This is a genomic window from Actinomyces sp. oral taxon 175 str. F0384, from assembly GCF_000223355.1.
In the GTDB taxonomy this organism is placed as follows: Bacteria; Actinomycetota; Actinomycetes; order Actinomycetales; family Actinomycetaceae; genus Actinomyces; species Actinomyces oris.
In genome coordinates this window covers 1,365,737-1,385,378 of the sequence record NZ_AFUR01000001.1, presented here as the reverse complement: position 1 = coordinate 1,385,378, position 19,642 = coordinate 1,365,737, and the positions used below count along the sequence as shown (strand labels likewise).

The 19,642-nt window shown below is 69.1% G+C and carries 18 protein-coding genes and 2 tRNA genes; 19 read left to right on the top strand and 1 reads right to left on the bottom strand.

Going from position 1 to position 19,642, the window contains the following annotated elements:
* Positions 1-17: 17 nt before the first annotated feature.
* On the bottom strand, positions 18-2,225 hold the full coding sequence (glgX, locus tag HMPREF9058_RS05795; protein WP_009406109.1) for a glycogen debranching protein GlgX: 2,208 nt from the start codon (positions 2,223-2,225) through the stop codon (positions 18-20).
* Positions 2,226-2,440: 215 nt separating this feature from the next.
* Between glgX and HMPREF9058_RS05790 the strand changes: the two genes are divergently transcribed.
* The 19 genes from HMPREF9058_RS05790 (at position 2,441) to yajC (ending at position 19,506) form a co-directional block, all read left to right on the top strand.
* Positions 2,441-2,513 (top strand) — tRNA-Gly (locus HMPREF9058_RS05790).
* A gap of 1 nt (position 2,514) precedes the next feature.
* Positions 2,515-2,589, top strand: a tRNA-Val gene (locus tag HMPREF9058_RS05785).
* A gap of 286 nt (positions 2,590-2,875) precedes the next feature.
* On the top strand, positions 2,876-4,117 hold the full coding sequence (locus HMPREF9058_RS05780; RefSeq protein ID WP_009405572.1) for a carboxylate--amine ligase: 1,242 nt from the start codon (positions 2,876-2,878) through the stop codon (positions 4,115-4,117).
* The gene (locus HMPREF9058_RS05775) at positions 4,118-5,443 is read left to right on the top strand and encodes a peptidoglycan bridge formation glycyltransferase FemA/FemB family protein (RefSeq protein ID WP_009747645.1); all 1,326 of its coding nucleotides are present in this window, start codon (positions 4,118-4,120) and stop codon (positions 5,441-5,443) included.
* Positions 5,444-5,530: 87 nt separating this feature from the next.
* Positions 5,531-7,582: a threonine--tRNA ligase gene (thrS, locus tag HMPREF9058_RS05770; RefSeq protein ID WP_009406107.1), complete on the top strand. Its 2,052-nt coding sequence runs from the start codon at positions 5,531-5,533 to the stop codon at positions 7,580-7,582.
* The gene (locus HMPREF9058_RS05765; RefSeq protein WP_009747395.1) at positions 7,575-8,189 is read left to right on the top strand and encodes an HIT domain-containing protein; all 615 of its coding nucleotides are present in this window, start codon (positions 7,575-7,577) and stop codon (positions 8,187-8,189) included. Before thrS ends, HMPREF9058_RS05765 begins: the two co-directional genes overlap by 8 nt.
* 117 nt (positions 8,190-8,306) lie before the next feature.
* Positions 8,307-8,939, top strand: a complete 633-nt coding sequence (pgsA, locus tag HMPREF9058_RS05760; RefSeq protein ID WP_009405560.1) for a phosphatidylinositol phosphate synthase — start codon at positions 8,307-8,309, stop codon at positions 8,937-8,939.
* Positions 8,936-9,934 carry a phosphatidylinositol mannoside acyltransferase gene (locus HMPREF9058_RS05755; RefSeq protein ID WP_009747570.1) on the top strand — a complete coding sequence of 333 codons (999 nt, stop codon included), beginning with the start codon at positions 8,936-8,938 and terminating at the stop codon, positions 9,932-9,934. Before pgsA ends, HMPREF9058_RS05755 begins: the two co-directional genes overlap by 4 nt.
* Complete coding sequence (locus HMPREF9058_RS05750; RefSeq protein WP_009405677.1) at positions 9,931-11,112, top strand: glycosyltransferase family 4 protein; 1,182 nt, start codon at positions 9,931-9,933, stop codon at positions 11,110-11,112. The genes HMPREF9058_RS05755 and HMPREF9058_RS05750 overlap by 4 nt, the downstream gene beginning before the upstream one ends.
* A gap of 32 nt (positions 11,113-11,144) precedes the next feature.
* A complete protein-coding gene (locus HMPREF9058_RS05745; protein ID WP_009747406.1) occupies positions 11,145-11,912 on the top strand; it encodes a hypothetical protein in 768 nt (255 codons plus the stop codon).
* A 10-nt stretch (positions 11,913-11,922) separates the two neighbouring features.
* Positions 11,923-13,221 carry a PrsW family intramembrane metalloprotease gene (locus HMPREF9058_RS05740; protein WP_254654083.1) on the top strand — a complete coding sequence of 433 codons (1,299 nt, stop codon included), beginning with the start codon at positions 11,923-11,925 and terminating at the stop codon, positions 13,219-13,221.
* Positions 13,222-13,383: 162 nt separating this feature from the next.
* The gene (gene pdxS, locus HMPREF9058_RS05735; RefSeq protein ID WP_004564804.1) at positions 13,384-14,286 is read left to right on the top strand and encodes a pyridoxal 5'-phosphate synthase lyase subunit PdxS; all 903 of its coding nucleotides are present in this window, start codon (positions 13,384-13,386) and stop codon (positions 14,284-14,286) included.
* Entirely contained in the window at positions 14,283-14,948 is a 666-nt protein-coding gene (locus HMPREF9058_RS05730) for an NUDIX hydrolase (RefSeq protein ID WP_009747551.1), read from the top strand. Before pdxS ends, HMPREF9058_RS05730 begins: the two co-directional genes overlap by 4 nt.
* Positions 14,945-15,682, top strand: coding sequence for a pyridoxal 5'-phosphate synthase glutaminase subunit PdxT (pdxT, locus tag HMPREF9058_RS05725; protein WP_009406428.1), 738 nt, complete (start codon positions 14,945-14,947; stop codon positions 15,680-15,682). Before HMPREF9058_RS05730 ends, pdxT begins: the two co-directional genes overlap by 4 nt.
* A 44-nt stretch (positions 15,683-15,726) precedes the next feature.
* A complete protein-coding gene (locus tag HMPREF9058_RS05720; RefSeq protein ID WP_004564807.1) occupies positions 15,727-16,491 on the top strand; it encodes a YebC/PmpR family DNA-binding transcriptional regulator in 765 nt (254 codons plus the stop codon).
* A gap of 70 nt (positions 16,492-16,561) precedes the next feature.
* Positions 16,562-17,167, top strand: coding sequence for a crossover junction endodeoxyribonuclease RuvC (locus HMPREF9058_RS05715; RefSeq protein WP_302621220.1), 606 nt, complete (start codon positions 16,562-16,564; stop codon positions 17,165-17,167).
* Positions 17,168-17,281: 114 nt separating this feature from the next.
* Positions 17,282-17,935, top strand: coding sequence for a Holliday junction branch migration protein RuvA (ruvA, locus tag HMPREF9058_RS05710; RefSeq protein ID WP_009747304.1), 654 nt, complete (start codon positions 17,282-17,284; stop codon positions 17,933-17,935).
* The gene (gene ruvB, locus HMPREF9058_RS05705; protein ID WP_009405798.1) at positions 17,928-18,968 is read left to right on the top strand and encodes a Holliday junction branch migration DNA helicase RuvB; all 1,041 of its coding nucleotides are present in this window, start codon (positions 17,928-17,930) and stop codon (positions 18,966-18,968) included. The genes ruvA and ruvB overlap by 8 nt, the downstream gene beginning before the upstream one ends.
* 175 nt (positions 18,969-19,143) lie before the next feature.
* Positions 19,144-19,506, top strand: a complete 363-nt coding sequence (gene yajC, locus HMPREF9058_RS05700) for a preprotein translocase subunit YajC (RefSeq protein WP_009406458.1) — start codon at positions 19,144-19,146, stop codon at positions 19,504-19,506.
* The last annotated feature ends 136 nt before the right edge of the window (positions 19,507-19,642 follow it).

Below are 19,642 nucleotides of genomic sequence, written 5' to 3'. Positions count from 1 at the left end.
AGGGCCGCAGAGAGCCCCTACCTCGGGTGGCGCTCCGTGGTGGCGGCGGACTCGGGGGCGTCGATGAGGAAAAGCATGGAGCGGGCCTCGACCACGACGGTGTCGTCAGCAGCGAGAACCGGGTCGGAGTCCCCGTCCACTGCGGGAGCCGTGTCCAGCGCGACCTTCCAGGTGGGGGCGTACCCCTCGCCGGGCAGGGTGAAGGTGATGTCCTCGTCGGAGGCGTTGATGAGTACGAGGAAGGAGTCGTCCACGATCCTCTGTCCGCGCTCATCGGGCTCGGCGATCGCCTCCCCGTTGAGGAAGACCATCATGGCCCGGGCGTACCAGGTGGTCCAGTCCTGGTCGGTCATGGACTCACCGGCCGGAGTGAGCCACTCGATCTCGCCGAGCTCGCTCTCCCCGCCGTGGCGGGCGTCCCCGGTGAAGAAGCGCCGACGCCGCAGCACCGGGTGGTCGCGACGCAGCCACATCATGGTGCGGGTGAACTCCAGCAGGTCGTTGTCCTGCTCACTGAGATCCCAGTTGACCCAGGAGATCTCGTTGTCCTGGCAGTAGACGTTGTTGTTGCCCCCCTGGGTGCGTCCCATCTCGTCGCCGTGACAGATCATGGGCACGCCCTGACTGAACAGGACGGTGGCCAGGAAGTTGCGGGTCTGGCGCTGACGCAGCTCGGTGATCGTCGGATCGTCGGTGGGACCCTCGGCGCCGCAGTTCCAGGACCGGTTGTTGTTGTCCCCGTCTGCGTTGCCCTCGAGGTTGGCCTCGTTGTGCTTCTCGTTGTAGGAGACCAGGTCACGCAGCGTGAAGCCGTCGTGGGCGGTGACGAAGTTGATGCTGGCCACCGGGGTGCGCCCGGCATGCTGGTAGAGGTCGGAGGAGCCGGTGATACGGGAGGCGAACTCGCCCAGGGTGGAGGGCTCCCCGCGCCAAAAGTCGCGCACGGTGTCGCGGTACTTGCCGTTCCACTCGCTCCACAGGGCCGGGAAGCCGCCCACGTTGTAGCCGCCATCGCCCACGTCCCAGGGCTCGGCGATGAGCTTGACCTGGGAGAGCACCGGGTCCTGGTGGATGATGTCGAAGAAGGCGCTGAGCTTGTCCACCTCGTGGAACTGCCGTGCCAGAGTGGAGGCCAGGTCGAAGCGGAACCCGTCGACGTGCATCTCGGTGACCCAGTAGCGCAGCGAGTCCATGATGAGCTGGAGGACCGCCGGCGATCGCATGAGCAGCGAGTTGCCGGTACCGGTGGTGTCGAAGTAGTGGCTGGCTGAGCCATCGACGAGGCGGTAGTAGGAGCTGTTGTCGATGCCTCGGAAGGACAGGGTGGGGCCCAGGTGGTTGCCCTCGGCCGTGTGGTTGTAGACCACGTCCAGGATGACCTCGATGTCGGCCTCGTGGAAGGCCTTGACCATGGACTTGAACTCCTGGACCTGCTCACCCTCGGCGCCGTAGGCGGCGTAGGTGTTGTGCGGGGCGAAGAAACCGATCGTGTTGTAGCCCCAGTAGTTCGACAGGCCCTTCTCCTGCAGGTGGGTGTCGTTGACGAACTGATGGACCGGCATGAGCTCGATGGCCGTCGCGCCCAGGTTCTTGAGGTGGTCGATGACGGCGGGCTGAGCCAGACCGGCGTAGGTGCCCCGCAGTTCCTCGGGAACCATCGGGTGCAGCTTGGTCATGCCCTTGACGTGGGCCTCATAGATGATCGTCTCGTGGTACTCGTGGTTCGGGGGACGGTCGTGACCCCAGTCGAAGTAGGGGTTGATGACCACCGAGCGCATGGTGTGGCCCGCCGAGTCCTCCTCGTTGCGCACCTCCGGGTTGTCGAAGGAGTAGGAGTACAGCGTCTGGGACGGGGTCACCTCGCCGGAGATCGCCTTGGCGTAGGGGTCCAGCAGCAGCTTGGAGGGGTCGCAGCGGTGACCGGAGGCCGGGTCGTAGGGGCCCGCCACCCGGTAGCCGTACTTCTGACCCGGAAAGATCCCGGGCAGGTAGGCGTGCCAGACGTCGCCGTCGACCTCCTTGAGCGCCACCCGCTCCTCGTGGCCCTCGTCGTCGAACAGGCACAGGTCGACACCGGTGGCGGCCGAGGAGTAGAGGGCGAAGTTCGTTCCCGAGCCGTCGTAGGTCGCCCCGAGCGGGTAGGGGTGGCCCGGCCAGATCTGGCGCTGGGGGCCCTCCTGAGGTTCCGGTGCGGCCTGAGGCGTCGGTGTTGTCGGCGTGGTCATGGGGACTACCCTGCCACGACTGAGGTGCGAAGGCAGGAGAGTGGGAGAAAGACATGTCACGTCGGAGCGTCTCCCGGCACGTCCCCGGGTGCTGCCCAGTGATCGAGGCGGGTCGGCGGGGCGTGAGACACCTCATGAGGACACGGGCTCGGCTGCGTTTTGCCTCCGAGGGATACCTCTGCTAACTTTCTTCCCGCACCCCACAAGGGTGTCACGCGGATGTGGCTCAGTTGGTAGAGCATCACCTTGCCAAGGTGAGGGTCGCGGGTTCGAGTCCCGTCATCCGCTCGGGCGATTGGCGCAGCGGGAGCGCGCTTCCCTGACACGGAAGAGGTCACTGGTTCGATCCCAGTATCGCCCACCAGAACCGATGGTCGAAGTGAGCCCGGAGCCCAGCGCTCCGGGCTCTTGTCGTTCTCCGGGAAGGCGGCCTCGAGCAGGGTGGCATGTGTCACCGTCAGGCCGCGATGTCGTCGTCGAGGTGCGGACTATCGCTTGGAATCACGCTGGATTGAGGGGGTGGGGTGGAGGCGGTCGGGGACGGTCCCGTGTCTGGATCGTGATGTTCCTGGAGCGGTCGGGAACGGGGCGTCCCGGCGTGCTCTACCATCTGGGGAGGAGTTGGCCCCTGCGGCAAGAAACGGATGGTTATGACGCAACGCTTCAGGCACCTGCTGCCCGTGGTCCTCGGCGGTGATATCGGCGCCTACGCCCTGGCGCGGCAGCTTCATGAGGTCACCGGCACGTCGGTGACGGTCGTGGCCTCGGATCCGATCGTCGCGATCTCCGAGTCGGTCTACATCACCGTGGTCCACCAGGAGGCCGGGGCCCCGCCGGAGCGGACCATCGCGCTGCTGCGAAAGCTGGCTCAGGGCCGAGGACCCCGCAGCGCTGTGCTCATGGCCAACACCGACGCCGCGGCCGCCATGATCTCGGCCCACCGCAGCGAGCTCGAGCCCACCTATGTCCTGCCCTTTCCGGACATCGACGTTCTCGATGCCGTCAGCGACAAGGCCTCCTTCTCCCGTCTGTGCGCCGAGGTGGGGGTGCTCACGCCCCGGGAGGTCGTCGTCGACCTGGCCGACCCCGACTGCGTGCCGCCGACCAGCGCCGACGAGCTCGGCATGGAGTTCCCGCTCGTGGCCAAGGCGGCCATCGGCGCTGACTACGACCGTATCTCCTTCCCTGGCAAGCGCAAGATCTGGTTCATCGACGACGCCGCCGAGCTGGCAGGCATGTGGAGGAGCCTGAAGGAGGCCAGTTACCGCTCCACCTTCCTGGTGCAGGAGTGCATCCCCGGTGACGACACCGCCATGCGCTCGGTGACGGCCTACATGGACTCCACCGGTGAGCTGCGCCTCATCGGCTCGGCGCGTGTTCTGCTGCAGGACCACGCGCCCACCATGATCGGCAACCCTGTGGCCATGATGACCGAGGCCTTCCCCGACCTGTGGGAGGCCACCGGCCGCCTGCTGCGTCATGCCGGCTACCGCGGCTTCGCCAACCTCGACATCAAGGTCGACCCCCGTGACGGACGGGAGCTCTTCTTCGAGGTCAACCCCCGTATCGGCCGCAACTCCTTCTACCTGACCGCCGCAGGTGCCAACCCCATGGCCGTCATGCTCAAGGACCTGGTCCTGGACCAGCGTGACGAGCCCATCGAGGTCACCCGGCAGATCCTCTACTCCCTGGTTCCCGACGGCGTCATCGCACGCTACGTGTCCGACGAGGCTCTGCGCCGCAAGGCCAAGGGCCTGGGGCGGGGCGTCGACCCGCTGCGCGATCCGGCTGAGCGCTCGCTGCGCCGTCGCGTGACGATCGAGCTCCAGCGCCTCAACCACTACCGCAAGTTCGCCCGCAACTATCCGCAACGAGTCGACAGGTCCCGCTGAATGCCCGAGAACGAGAACATGCCCGACAGCACCACCCCCGACGCCACGACTGATTCCGCGACTGACTCCACCCCTGAAATCAAGGTCGAGGCCGGTGCGCCGGCTCCCCAGAAGGCTCAGGCGACTCAGCCCAAGAACAACAAGGGGCGCAAGGGCGGTGAGCCCGAACAGCCCGAGCAGCCCGAGCAGAAGGTTGACCCGACCGACAAGCCCGCCCAGCCCGCCAGGGCCGACAAGACTGACAAGCCCAAGGCGCCTCGGCTCACGCACCCCGAGCCGGTGCACTCCACCCCGGACCGCTCCGAGACCCTGCGTCGGGTCGACGGGCGCGAGATGCGTCTGGCCGTGGGCAACAGCCACTTCCCGGTTGAGCAGACCGAGGCCTGGGAGCGCTTCGAGGAGGCCATGGGCCGCCCCCTGTGGGGCCGCTACCTCTATGAGGACGAGGGTAAGCCCGTGGCCGCCATCGCCCTGTACCGCTACGAGATGGGCGGCCAGACCTTCCTGTGGGCCAAGCACGGCCCGGTTTGGCTCAAGGAGCAGTCGCCCGAGCGCGAGGCCCACCTGCGTCGTCTGCTGCGCTCCGTGGTCAAGGAGCGCGACCGCTCCGTGCGCTTCATCCGCATGCACGCCCGCTACCGCGCTGCCGACCTGCGAGAGCTGCTGTCCACCATCACCTATGACCGCACCTACGTCATTGACCTGGTGCCCAAGACACCGGAGAAGATCGCGGCGGTCATGCCCAAGGACGGGCGCCGCGCGGTCAAGCGCGCCGAGCGCGTCGCCCGGGAGGCCGGCTGCACCATCAGCGACGAGACCGGCCTGAGCCGCGAGGAGTTCGACCAGGTCTACGAGGTCCTGCGCGAGACCGCCGAGCGCGACGGCTTCAAGCCCCACGACGCCGAGGTCTACTGGACCATGCTGACCTCCCTGGGGGAGAAGAACGCCCGCCTGTTCGTCCTGCGCAAGGACGGCATCCCCCACGCCTGGGACCTCATCCTCACCTCGGGCAAGGACTCCGTGGCCTACTACGGCGCCTCCTCCAACGAGTCGCGCACCTTCCGCGGGGCCGAGGCCCTGGACTGGTGGGCCGCCTGCACCCTGGCGCAGGAGGGCTACCGCGGCCTGGACCTCATGGGCGCCGGCTCCACCCGCGTCCCCTCGCTCTACACGGTGGGCCAGTACAAGAAGCGCTACGCCCAGCACGTCACCGAGGTGGACGGGGCCTGGGACGTCCCGGTCTCCCGAGTCATCTACTCCGGGATGTCCGCCGCCAAGCGCCTGCGTGACGCACTGCGCGCGCGGCGTGGCTCACGGGAGGACTGAGCCCGCGCGACCACGACGTAGACTCGCGGTCGAACCGGGGTGCACCAGTACAGCGCCCCGCACCGATGCAGCAGAGGAGACGAACCCGTGTCAGACCAGCCCATGATTGAGATCACCCTCGACGGCGCGCCCCGCACCATTGAGGCGGGCATCACGGGGGCGCTCCTCCTGCAGGACGCCGTCAAGAAGGACGGCGTTGTCGCGATGTGCGTCAACGGCGAGCCCTGGGACCTGGAGCGCCAGGTCCCGGCCGGCGCCGTCGTCGAGCCCATCACCCTGGCCAGCGAGGACGGCCTCAACATCCTGCGCCACAGCGCCACCCACGTCATGGCGCAGGCCGTCCAGGAGATGTTCCCGGACGTCAACCTCGGCATCGGCCCCTTCATCACCGACGGCTTCTACTACGACTTCGGCGCCATCGACGCCGTCACCCCCGAGATGCTGCGCGAGATCGAGAAGCGCATGAAGCGGATCGTCAAGGAGGGGCAGCGCTTCGTGCGCCGCGACATCACCGAGGACCAGGGGCGTGAGGAGCTGGCCGACCAGCCCTACAAGCTCGAGCTCATCACCACCAAGGGAGCGGGCGCCGAGGGCGCCTCGGTCGAGGTCGGCGCCGGCGGGCTGACCATGTACGACAACGTCCGGCGCGACGGCACCGTCGCCTGGACCGACCTGTGCCGTGGCCCCCACCTGCCCTCGACCCGCCTCATCGGGCAGGGCTTCGCGCTGACCAAGTCCTCGTCGGCCTACTGGAAGGGTGACCAGTCCGGTGACTCCCTCCAGCGCATCTACGGCACTGCCTGGGCCAGCAAGGACGATCTCAAGGCCTACCAGACCCGCCTGGCCGAGGCCGCCAAGCGCGACCACCGCAAGCTCGGCGCCGAGCTCGACCTCTACTCCTTCCCCGAGGAGATCGGCCCCGGCCTGGTGGTCTTCCACCCCAAGGGCGCCATGCTGCGCCACCAGATCGAGCAGTACGTCGTCGACCGCCACCAGGACTACGGCTTCGACTTCGTCCACACCCCCGAGATCTCCAAGGGCGGGCTCTTCCACACCTCGGGCCACCTGCCCTACTACGCCGACACCATGTTCCCGCCCATGCTCGCCGACGAGGAGCGCGACGCCGAGGGCAACATCACCAAGGCCGGCCAGGAGTACTACCTCAAGGCCATGAACTGCCCGATGCACAACCTCATCTTCCGCTCCCGCGGACGCTCCTACCGCGAGCTGCCGCTGCGCTTCTTCGAGATGGGCCACGACTACCGCTACGAGAAGTCCGGTGTCGTCCACGGGCTCACCCGCATGCGCGGCTTCACCCAGGACGACTCCCACACCTACTGCACCCCGGAGCAGGCCGGCGAGGAGATCCGCGCCCAGATCGACTTCTTCCTGTCCATCCTCAAGGCCTTCGGACTGACCGACTTCTACCTCGAGCTGTCCACCCGCGACGAGGACGGCACCAAGAAGGACAAGTTCATCGGATCCGATGCCGACTGGACCGCCGCCACACAGGCCCTCCAGGACGCCTGTGACGCCTCCGGGCTGGAGGTCGTTCCCGACCCGGGTGGCGCCGCCTTCTACGGTCCCAAGGTCTCGGTCCAGGTCAAGGACGCCATCGGCCGGACCTGGCAGATGTCCACCATCCAGTACGACTTCAACCAGCCCGAGCGCTTCGACCTGGAGTACACGGCCGCTGACGGTACCCACCAGCGCCCCATCATGATCCACTCGGCCAAGCTGGGCAGCGTGGAGCGCTTCATCGGGGTGCTCACCGAGCACTACGCGGGCGCTTTCCCCGCCTGGCTCTCCCCGGTGCAGGTCCGGCTCATCCCCGTGGCCGAGGCCTTCGACGCCTACGTCGACGACGTCGCCGCCCAGCTGCGCGCCCAGGGGGTGCGCGTCGAGGTGGACCACTCCGACGACCGCTTCGGCAAGAAGATCCGCAACGCCTCCAAGGACAAGATCCCCTTCACCCTCATCGCCGGGGGAGAGGACGCCGAGGCCGGCGCCGTCTCCTTCCGGTTCCGCGACGGCCAGCAGACCAACGGCGTGCCCGTCAAGGAGGCCGTGGCCCACATCGTCAGCGTCATCGACGCCCGTATCAACGACCCGGCGGGGGAGAAGCTGCACAGTGACTGAGGAAGTGACCGGAGAGACGATCAGCGCCCCCGGGGGCGGTGACGACGTCGAGGTGGAGGCTCCCTTCTACCACGAGGGCGCTCCGCAGGCCTTTCAGCGGCTGTGGACCCCGCACCGCATGGCCTACATCGGGGGGCAGAACAAGCCCTCCGATGACACCCCCGCACAGTGCCCGTTCTGCACCGGGCCGCAACGCGGTGACGAGGAGTCCCTCATCGTCCACCGGGGCCAGACCAGCTACGTCATCATGAACCTGTACCCGTACAACACCGGTCACCTGCTGGTGTGCCCCTACCGGCACATCTCGGACTGGACCGAGGCCACCGCGGCCGAGCGCCAGGAGATCGGTGAGCTGACCGCCACGGCCATGAGCGTCGTGCGCTCGGTGAGCCGCCCCCACGGGTTCAACCTGGGGATGAACCAGGGTGAAGTCGCCGGTGCGGGGATCGCCGCCCACCTCCACCAGCACATCGTGCCGCGCTGGAAGGGGGACGCGAACTTCATGCCCATCATCGGTCGGACCAAGCCCGTTCCCCAGCTGCTCGGGGAGCAGCGGGACATGCTCGCCGCCGCCTGGGCCGCCCCGGTCGGGCAGAGCGGGGACTGATCCCCCTGGCCTCGATCGACGTGCTCCGGCAGGCTGAGGGGCGCCCCTGCGTCCTTGTCCATCCCGTGCCATCACGGCCCGTCTCTTAGACAGCTCCACCCCAGTGTTAAGGACCTCATGCTCGGCAACCACGGCCGCGGCCTGACCAAGGCCCTGTTCACCCGACCCGCCCTCGCGCTCGGGCGGCTCGGGGTTACTCCCAACATGCTCACCGTCACCGGAACTGCCCTGTCCGTGACGGCGGCGGTCACCCTGCTGCCGAAGGGACACTTCGTGACCGGGCCCCTGGTCCTGCTCGTGGTGCTGGTGGCCGACTCCTTCGACGGCATTCTGGCCCGGGCCACCGGGAAGAGCTCGGTGTTCGGGGCCTTCCTGGACTCCACCATGGACCGCCTCGCCGACGGCGCCGTCCTGGGATCCCTCGCGGCCTGGGCGGCCCTGTCCATGCCCGTCGGCGCGCTGCGCACCGTGACCGTCGCGGCTGCCCTGGTCGCCGTCGTCATGGCGGCCACTGTTCCCTACGCCCGGGCGCGGGCCGAGTCCATCGGCGCCACCGCCTCCGTAGGGATCGCCGAGCGCACCGACCGGCTCCTGGTCGCGCTCGGCTCCACCTTCCTCGTGGGGCTCGGGGCACCCCAGTGGGTGCTCACCGTTGGGCTCCTCTACGTGGCAATCGCCTCCTTCATCACCGTGATCCAGCGCGCGCGCGCCGTCCACCAGCAGGTCCGGCAGGAGGATGAGAAGGCATGAGGATGCGCCTGCCAGCCGCCTCAGACGCCTACCGCCTGGCCTGGCGCGGTACCCGCCACCTGCCCGCGCCGGTGGGCTACGGCCTTGCCCACTCTGTCGCCGACGCGCTGTGGGTCTGGCAGCGCCTGCGCCGCTCCACCGCCGGGGTGGGACAGCTCGAGCGCAACCTGGCACGCATCCTCCCGGCGGGAACACCACCGCGCGCGCTGCGCCGGGCCACCCGAGCCGGCATGCGCTCCTACATGCGCTACTTCTACGAGGCCTTCGCCCTGCCCGGTATCACACCGGAGCAGATCCTGGCGCGCGTGCGCACCGACATCGACCCCCAGCTGCACGAGGACGTGCGCGTCGGCAGCGTCGTCATGGCCCTGCCACACATGGGCAACTGGGACCTCATCGGAGCCTGGGCCTGCCGTGAGCTCGCCACCGTCCTGACCGTCGCCGAGCGCCTGGAGCCCGAGGACCTCTTCGAGCAGTTCGTCTCCTTCCGCCAGTCACTGGGCATGCGCATCATCGGCCAGTCCCACGGGGAGAAGGTCTTCGACCGCCTCCTTGAGGCGGCGAGCCAGGGGCACTACGTCGTCGCACTCCTGGCGGACCGGGACCTGTCCTCGGCCGGCATCACTGCGCGGCTGGGTGGCGCCACCGCACGGGTGGCTGCCGGTCCCGCGGCGATCGCCCAGCGCCTGGGACGCCCCCTGTACGCCGCCTCGATCCACTACGAGCCGCTCACCGGGCAGAGGCGCCGTCGGGCTGGATCGCCCTGGGGAATCGTGCTGACCGCCCGCAGGGTTCCGGCGCCCCAGCAGATGGAGGGACGCGAGCAGGTCGTGGCGCACACGCGCGCCTGGGTCGCCGCGCTGGAGCCCCTGCTTGCCGAGCACGCCGAGGACTGGCACATGCTTCAGCCCGTCTTCGACGCCGACCTGGACCAGGAGCGCCTGGCTCGCAGCCACGCCCGCGACCAGCAGGGCGCCCACGAGGAGGACGCATGAGGATCGGTATCGTCTGCCCCTACTCCTTCGACGCTCACGGAGGTGTCCAGGTCCACGTCATGGACCTGGCCGGTGAGCTCTTCCGCCGCGGCCACGAGGTACAGGTCCTCGCGCCGGCCTCCCAGGACACCGAGCTTCCCGACTGGGTCACCAGCGCCGGTGACTCCATTGCCATTCCCTACAACGGCTCGGTGGCGCGGCTGAACTTCGGCGCCCTCGTGGCCAGGCGGGCCCGACGCTGGCTGGATGCCGGGGACTTCGACATCCTGCACATCCATGAGCCCATCACCCCCAGCGTCGGGATGCTGGCCCTGCAGGCCGCCACCGGGCCGGTGGTGGGCACCTTCCACGCCGCCATGGACCGTTCGCTGGCCCGTGAGCTGCTGAGCCCGGCGACGGTGCCGCTCATGGAGAAGCTCTCGGCCCGCATCGCCGTCTCCGAGGAGGCCCGCCGCACCCTCATCCAGTACCACGGCGGCGACGCCGTCGTTATCCCCAACGGCGTCAATGTCGGGCCCTTCGCCGACGCCCCCAAGGACGACCCCCGGTTCCTGGGCACGGACGAGGCCCCCACCATCTCCTTCCTGGGGCGTCTGGACGAGCCCCGCAAGGGACTGCGGGTTCTGGCCGATGCCATCCCGACGGTGCTGGAGTCGGTGCCCAGGGCGCGCTTCCTCATCGCAGGGCGCGGGCAGGCCCAGGAGATCCGTCAGGAGCTGGCCCGCTTCAGCGACTCCGTGGTCTTCCTGGGGGGCGTCAGCGACGAGGACAAGGCCGCCATGCTGGCCTCGGCCAGCTGCTACGTGGCCCCGCAGACCGGAGGGGAGTCCTTCGGCATCGTCCTGGTGGAGGCCATGGCCGCCGGCACCCGGGTCGTCGCCTCCGACCTCAAGGCCTTCTCGGACGTGCTTGGCGAAGGCCGTTATGGGGCCCTGTTCCGCAATGAGGACGGCGGCGACCTGGCCCGAGTCATCATCGACACCCTGCAGGACGCCACGGCCGCTCAGGCCCGCGTCCAGGCGGCCAGTCAGGTGGTCGGCCGCTACGACTGGTCCGCGGTCACCGACGAGGTGCTCGACGTCTATGACATGGCTCTGTCCACCGCTCACACCCGGGTCGAGCCCGCCCCCGGTTCGCGCACCATGCTGGGCCGGTTGCGCGATGCCCTGGACGACTAGCAGCTGATCTCAGGAGTGATGAGGAACCGACCATGGCAGCAAGCATGACGACGGCCATGACGCAGGCCGTTGATACCCCGGCCAGTGCGACCACGGCCCTACCGGCACTGTCCTCCACAGAGTCCGGCGCGATGACGGCGCCGATGTGGAGCATCGTCGTGCTGCTGGTCGGGCTGGCCGTGACCGCCGGGTGGGCCCTCTACGCCAGGGCAGTGCGGGTGGACCGGCTGCACCGGCAGGTGCTGGGCGCTCGGGCCACGCTTGAGGCCCAGCTCGTTCACCGGGCCGAGGCCGCAGCGGAGCTGGCCACCGTTCCCGCCCTGGATCCGGCCTCCGGACTGCTGCTCAGCCGAGCCGCTCGTGAGGCGCTGGACGCCGAGGGGCCTCTCGTCGATGACGGTCTGGACACCTCCACGCCTCTTGAGGACACCCCCTCCTCCCATCCTGCTTCCAGCGGCGCGGTGCTCCCGACGCCGACCGCCCGCAGTCGGGCCCTCATCGAGTCCGACCTCAGCCGGGTCCTGCGAACGGTGGTCAGCGAGCCCGCACGCCGCGAGCTGTCCGCCGACCCGCTGAGCCTGCCCGCGCTCAACCGCCTGGACCGGGCCTGCTCCCGCCTGGTCCTGGCCCGCAGGTTCCACAACACCCACGTCAGCGAGGCCCAGGCCCTCAGGGCACGGCTGCTCGTCCGGATGTGCCACCTGGCTGGGCACGCGCCCATGCCCCAGACCTTCGATGCCGACGACGACACCACCCCTGAGACGCCGCCCGAGCGCGACGACGAGGTGCAACCGAGGTGATTCCATGAGCATGCCCCCCAGTCCCTGGGCTCCCCGTCCCGGATACCGGCGCTCCAGCGCCCTGCCGCAGACCCCAGCCGACTCCGGCCCCCTTCCCGGAGTCGGGCAGCGGTATCAGGTTCATCGTGACACTCAGGGCACGCCTCCTTCGCGGGCCACCACGGATCCTGAGGATGGACGGCAGCAGCACGAGCAGGTGGCCTCCCTCATCCCACCTGGTATTCCGGCGAGGGTCGGGGCGATCATCATGCTCACCGCGATCGTTCTGTTCTCGCTGCTCACCGTGTACTTCTTCTCAGGGCTTCGAGACGATTTCGGTCCGGTCGTGCTTCCGTCGTTTCTGCTGGCGCTCATCCCCTTGGGCGGGGTGCTGGTGGTCACGATGCTGCTCGCGGGAGTGTTCTGGTACGTCCGCTGGGAGCCCAGGCCTCCCGGTGTGTTCACGGTGGTCACGCTCCTGGTGGCGTTCCTGTGGGGGACGAGCGTGTCCACCCTGTGCTCGTTGGTGGTCAACGGCTGGGTGGGTCGGGTCATCACCGAGGCCATGGGGGACCCGAACGCGGCCGGCGTCATTTCAGCGCCCCTGGTGGAGGAGCTGACCAAGGGATTGGGCGTCCTGTTCGTCTTCCTCATCTGGCGCCGCACGATCAATGGGACGATCGATGGGGTCGTGTATGCGGCGTTCACCGCCGCAGGCTTCGCCTTCGTGGAAAATATTCTCTACTTCGTTCAGGGGTGGGAGTACGTGGGGACGATCTTCGTCATGCGAGGGGTCCTGTCCCCGTTTGCCCACCTGACCTTCACCGCCTGCACCGGAGTGGCCATCGGTGTCTCCTCCCGCCGGCGCTCTCAGTACGCCTGGGCGTGGATGGCTCCTGTTGGTCTGGTCGGTGCGATCCTCCTTCATGCGACCTGGAACGGGTTCGTTGCCGTGAACCCCGGGGTGTATCTGCTGCTTCAGTTCCCCTTCTACGCTCTGTGCGCCGGACTGGTCTCGTGGCTGCGTTGGAGTGAGCGCCGGTCGATGCGCCGCGGGCTGGAGGACTACGCCCACGCAGGTTGGTTCTCCCCGGCCGAGGTACAGATGCTCACCACCGGCGCGGGGCGCCGGTCGGGCAGACGGTGGGCCGCCACCAGGGGACTGCATGCCTCAGCGGCCATGAACACCTTCCAGAAAGGTGCAGCGGAGCTCGCCCAGTTGCGCCAGCAGGCGGTGGACAGCCACGATCTGGGCGAGCTGTCCGTCAAGGAGACCGAGCTGCTCGACCGGGTCAGCTCGGCGCGGCGGTCCTTCCTCGGGGCCGGCTAGAAGACGGCAGTAGCCGGATATCCTGCGACGGTTCAGGTCTCGCTGCGTGAGTATCGGGGACTGTTACGGAGGCGCGGGGTAGCATGCGTGGCGTCAGTATTTTCATGGAGACGTTGCTGTCGCCCTGTGCGGCGGCCGCGGCTCACGGCCAGAGGACCACGATTGAGTACAGAGCAGACCACTCCCAGCACCGGCACCCTCACCGTCAAACGCGGCATGGCGGACATGCTCAAGGGAGGCGTCATCATGGACGTCGTCACGCCCGAGCAGGCCCGTATCGCCCAGGACGCAGGAGCCGTCGCCGTCATGGCGCTCGAGCGCGTCCCGGCCGACATCCGAGCCCAGGGCGGCGTCGCCCGCATGAGCGACCCCGACCTCATCACCGGCATCATCGAGGCGGTCTCCATCCCGGTCATGGCCAAGGCCCGTATCGGTCACTTCGTGGAGGCCCAGGTCCTCCAGAGCCTCGGCGTGGACTACATCGACGAGTCCGAGGTCCTCACCCCGGCCGACTACGCCCACCACATTGACAAGCAGTCCTTCACCGTTCCTTTCGTGTGCGGAGCCACCAACCTCGGTGAGGCGCTGCGCCGCATCACCGAGGGCGCGGCCATGATCCGCTCCAAGGGAGAGGCCGGAACCGGGGACGTCTCCAACGCGGTGACCCACATGCGCACGATCCGCGATGAGATCCGTCGCCTGACCTCGCTGCCCGAGGATGAGCTCTACGTGGCCGCCAAGGAGCTCGCCGCCCCCTATGAGCTCGTCGCCGAGGTCGCCCGCACCGGGCACCTGCCGGTCGTGCTGTTCACCGCCGGTGGCATCGCCACCCCGGCCGATGCCGCCATGATGATGCAGATGGGGGCCGAGGGCGTCTTCGTGGGCTCGGGCATCTTCAAGTCCGGCGACCCCGCCAAGCGGGCAGCCGCCATCGTGCGCGCCACCGCGCAGTTCGACGACCCCGACGTCATCGCCGAGGTCTCGCGCGGACTGGGCGAGGCGATGGTGGGGATCAACGTCGACGAGATTCCCGAGCCCCACCGCCTGGCGGAACGCGGTTGGTGACTGGCCGCCTGGTCGACGGGCGTCACCCGGTGCTGGTCCCGGAGGACTGGGACCAGCACCTCGACACCGGCGAGTGGAGCCTGGGGGAGGACGGTCTGCCCTTCAGGACGGCCGCCCGGGTCCTGGCCGTGACCCAGGACGGCGAGGTACTGCTGTTGGTGGGGCACGACGCCGCGGACCCGGATCACAACTGGGTCTTCACCCCGGGAGGAGGTCTCCACAGCGGTGAGGACCCCCGTGCCGGGGCCGTGCGTGAGCTGGTCGAGGAGTCCGGGATCAAGGTCGCCCCGGAGGACCTGGAGGGGCCCATCGCCCACCGGGAGGCGATCTTCCGCTTCGCCTCAGTCACGTGCCGACAGGACGAGATCTTCTTCCTCCTGCACCTGGCGAACCGGCGCCCGATCAGGAAGGACGGCTGGACGTGCCTGGAGCGCGACGTCGTCGACTCCATCTCGTGGTGGAGTGCCGAGCAGCTGCAGGCCGCCCAGCAGCGGGGGCAGGAGATCTACCCGGTGCGCCTGCCCGAGATCGTGGAGGAGCTCGCCTCGGGCTGGAACGGCCGGTGCCTCGACCTGACCGATCCGGTGGACCACGAGGTCCTGGCCGAGCTCGCGAGCCCCCTCCCCGTCACTGCGACCCCAGCACCTGAAGGAGCACGATGACCGACCCGAGCCACGCCCACCGCCCGGCCCACACGATGGACGCCCGCCACCCCCGGGCGCTCTTTCCCGCGCTCGCAGCGCCCGACTCCCGCCCCACGATCGGGATCCTGGCCCTTCAGGGCGACGTGCGCGAGCACTCCTTGGCCCTCGAGGCGGCCGGAGCGCGACCCGTCGTGGTGCGCCGCGCCGCCGATCTGGGTGAGGCCCCCGGCCAACGGCTTGACGGCCTGGTGATCCCCGGAGGGGAGTCGACCACCATGAGCACGCTGCTGGTCGCCTTCGAGATGCTCGCGCCCCTGCGCGAGCTCATCGGCGCGGGCCTGCCCGCCTACGGGTCCTGCGCCGGGATGATTATGCTGGCCGACCGCGTCGAAGGGGCACAGGAGGGTCAGGCCTTCCTGGGTGGCATCGACATGACGGTGCGCCGCAACGCCTTCGGCCGACAGGTGGACTCCTACGAGGAGGACCTCATCGCCCCGCAGCTCGACGCGCGGCCGGACCGACCGCTGCGCGCCATCTTCATCCGGGCCCCCTGGGTGGAGGAGGTGGGCCCGGGCGTCGAGATCCTCGCCACGACCCGCGCCGGACGTGCGGCTGGGGTCGGTGGGGCCGACGGCGGTAGGATCGTCGCGGTTCGTCAAGGGTCCCTGCTCGCCACGTCCTTCCACCCGGAGGTCGGAGGCGACCACCGGGTCCACGACGTCTTCGTCTCCATGGTGACGCGCCGGGCCTGAGCAGGTCCGGCAGCGCCCTCAGTATCGACTCCCAAGGAGCACTTATGTCGGGTCACTCCAAGTGGGCCACCACCAAGCACAAGAAGGCCGCCATCGACGCCAAGCGCGGCAAGCTCTTCGCACGGCTCATCAAGAACATCGAGGTCGCTGCCCGCACCGGCGGTGGTGACCCCACCGGTAACCCCACTCTGTTCGACGCCATCCAGAAGGCCAAGAAGAACTCCGTGCCGGCGGACAACATCACCCGCGCCGTCAAGCGCGGCAGCGGCGAGGAGGCCGGTGGCGCTGACTGGCAGACCATCATGTACGAGGGCTACGGTCCCGGCGGGGTCGCCTTCCTCGTCGAGTGCCTCACCGATAACCGCAACCGGGCCGCCTCCGACGTGCGCGTGGCCTTCTCCCGCAACGGCGGAAACCTGGCCGACCCCGGTTCGGTGGCCTACAACTTCACCCGCAAGGGCGTCGTCGAGGTCGCCAAGGCCGACGGCGTGGACGAGGACTCCATCCTCATGGCCGTCCTGGAGGCCGGCGCCGAGGAGGTCGAGGACATGGGCGAGTCCTTCGAAATCTACTCCGAGCCCGGTGACATCGTCGCCGTGCGTACCGCCCTGACGGAGGCGGGGATGGACTACGACTCCGCCGAGGTCCAGTTCGTCGCCGGCACCAAGGTGGAGGTCGACGTCGAAGGAGCCCGCAAGGTCTTCCGCCTCATCGACGCCCTGGAGGACTCCGACGACGTCCAGAACGTCTACACCTCGGTGGACCTCAGCCCAGAGGTGGCCGCCGAGTTCGCCGGCGACGAGGACTGAGCCCCTGGACCTCGCCGGCCCCCGGCCGCGTTCGGCTCGTGCCGTCGTCGCCCAGCAGCGGGTCCTGGGAATCGATCCCGGACTGACTCGCTGCGGTCTGGGATGCGTCGATGTCGACCCTCGCCGTCAGGTGCGCCTGGTGGAGGTCGGCGTGGTTCGCACGCCACCTTCCCAGAGCCCCGAGCTGAGGCTGCTTGCCATCACGGAGGCCATTGAGGACTGGATCGCCCGCCTGGGCCCGTCGGTGGTCTCCATCGAGCGGGTCTTCGCGCAGGACAACCTGCGTTCGGTCATCGGGGTCGCCCAGGTCATGGGGACCGCGATGGCCACAGCGGGGCGCGCGGGCCTGGAGGTCGCACAGCACACGCCCAGCGAGGCCAAGGCCGCCGTCACGGGCTCGGGCACGGCTGACAAGGCTCAGGTCCAGGCCATGGTCACCCGCATCCTCGGCCTCGACGCCCCACCCCGGCCGGCCGACGCCGCCGACGCCCTGGCCCAGGCGATCTGCCACGGCTGGCGAGGGGGCGGAACGGGCACGGACGACGCCACCGAGATGGTCTCCGCCGGGGGAGCGGTGCGTGTCTCCGCCCGCACGCCGGCACAGCGCCAGTGGGCCGCCGCCCAGGCCGCGGCCCGGCGCACCGGCGCCGTCGACCCACGACGAGTGCGGCGCTGAGGACCCCGCCGACGTCGGGCTGCTAGGATCCGAACGTCTGTTCGAGCCCCGTCGGCGTCCGTCAAGGCTGCCTGAGAGCGCTCGACCCGCTGAGAACCCCAGGAGAAGTCGCCCATGATCGCCTCCCTGCGCGGCACTGTCCTCAGTGTCGGCCTGACCAACGCCGTCATTGAGACCGGCGGCGTCGGCATGAGCATCCAGGCCACGCCCACCACGCTGTCCGGCCTCAGGGTCGGCGAGGAGACCCTCGTGCACACCGAGATGGTGGTCCGTGAGGACTCGCTGACCCTGTTCGGCTTCGCCGACACCGACGAGAGGGACAGCTTTCGCACCCTGATGAGCGCCAAGGGGGTCGGAGCCAAGCTGGCGCTGGCGATGCTGGCCGTCCACACGCCCAACGCACTCAGGCGGGCCATCGCCTCCCAGGACGTCGCCGCCCTCACGCGGGTACCCGGCCTGGGCCCCAAGGGCGCTCAGCGCGTCATCCTGGACGTGGCCGACAAGCTGGGCCCTGTCACCGGGGACGATCTGGGGGCCGCGCAGACTGCTGCGCAGAGCGCGCAGGGGGTGGAGGCGATGAGCGACGGCGGTCCCGAGCCCCACGCGGACGTGGTCGCCGCCCTGGTGCAGCTCGGCTGGAACGAGGCCAGCGCGCACCAGGCGGTCTCCTCAGTGACGGCCGATGCCGCCGATGGAGGCCAGGAGCCGGACATGGCGGCGGTGCTGCGGGCCTCCTTGAGGTGGTTGGGAGGCGGACACCGTGGCTGAGCCCGATGAGCTCGATGGGCAGCGTTTGGTCGGTGGCGGCGCCGACGCCACCGAGCGCGCCGCCGAGGCGGCCCTGCGGCCCAAGCGCCTGGAGGACTTCACCGGGCAGGAGGTGGTGCGAGGCCAGCTCTCGGTGGTGCTGCGCTCGGCCCTGGCCCGTGGAGTGACGGCTGACCACGTTCTGCTCTCGGGGCCGCCTGGGCTGGGCAAGACCACCCTGGCCATGATTATCGCCGCCGAGGTGGACGGTTCTCTGCGCCTGACCTCGGGGCCGGCCATCCAGCACGCTGGAGACCTCGCGGCCATCCTGTCCTCCCTGGAGGAGGGGGATGTGCTGTTCATTGATGAGATCCACCGCCTGGCACGCACCGCCGAGGAGATGCTCTACCTGGCGATGGAGGACTTCCGGGTCGACATCGTCGTGGGAAAGGGACCCGGTGCCACCTCCATCCCCCTGTCCTTGCCTCCCTTCACCGTCGTCGGGGCCACCACGAGAGCGGGGCTGCTGCCGGCGCCGTTGCGGGACCGCTTCGGCTTCACCGGGCACCTCGACTACTACGGGCCGGGCGAGCTCACCCGTATCCTCACGCGCAGCGCGGGGCTGCTGGGGGTGAGCCTGGAGGCGGACGCCGCCAAGGAGCTGGCCTCACGCTCGCGCGGCACGCCCCGAATCGCCAACCGGCTGCTGCGCCGGGTCCAGGACTGGGCGGAGGTGCACGGGCGTCCCGGTCGACTGGACCTGGAGGCGGCGCGTGGCGCCCTGGATGTCTTCGAGGTCGACGCCCTGGGCCTGGATCGTCTGGACCGCCAGGTGCTTGAGGCCCTGTGCACCCGGTTCGGCGGCGGCCCGGTGGGGCTGACGACGCTGGCAGTCAGCGTGGGGGAGGAGCCCGAGACGGTGGAGACCGTGGCCGAGCCCTACCTGGTGCGTGAGGGGCTCGTGGTGCGCACCCCGCGGGGGCGGGCGGCCACGCCGGCGGCCTACAGCCATCTGGGACTCGAGCCCCCTGCCGACGGATCATTGTTCTCCTGACTGACAACCGGGTAATGTGACCATTTTGTAACCGGTTGGTACCCAGTTGTGCCCGACCACTCGCCGACGGTCGGTAAGGCTCTGGCCCGCGTGCCATAGACTCGCCACCGCCGGCCTGTGACAGTCGTAGGTCTGCATCAGCCGGGACTGCCTAGTCGAAACGGAAGAGGCCTCCATGTCGTCGTATTTCATCTGGATCATGCTCATCGGGATGCTCCTGATGATGTGGTTCGTCAGCCGCAGGCAGCGCGCGATGCAGGAGGAGCAGAAGCGCCGTACCGAGAAGGGCCTGGTACCCGGCAACTGGGTTCGCACCATCGGCGGCTTCTACGGCACGGTTGTCGAGGTCGACGGCGACGTGGTCACCCTGGCCACGCCGCTGGGCGACGAGACTCTGTGGAGCAAGCGGGCGATCGCCGCCATCGAGGAGCCGCCCTTCGGCTCGGCCTCCGCCCACGAGGAGTCCGGCTCCGACGTCGAGCAGACTGACAACGACATCCAGGACTCCGAGCAGGACGCGGTCGAGCCGCAGTCCTGATGTCGCGAACCGAACGCTCTGCCACGATGTGAGCGCGGCGGCTCCCCGCGGAGCTCTGCACACCCCACCCGCGCCTGGCGACCAGACTCGCCGAGTCCACCGGAATACGGTGCGTCTCATGGTGGTGCCCGCCAAG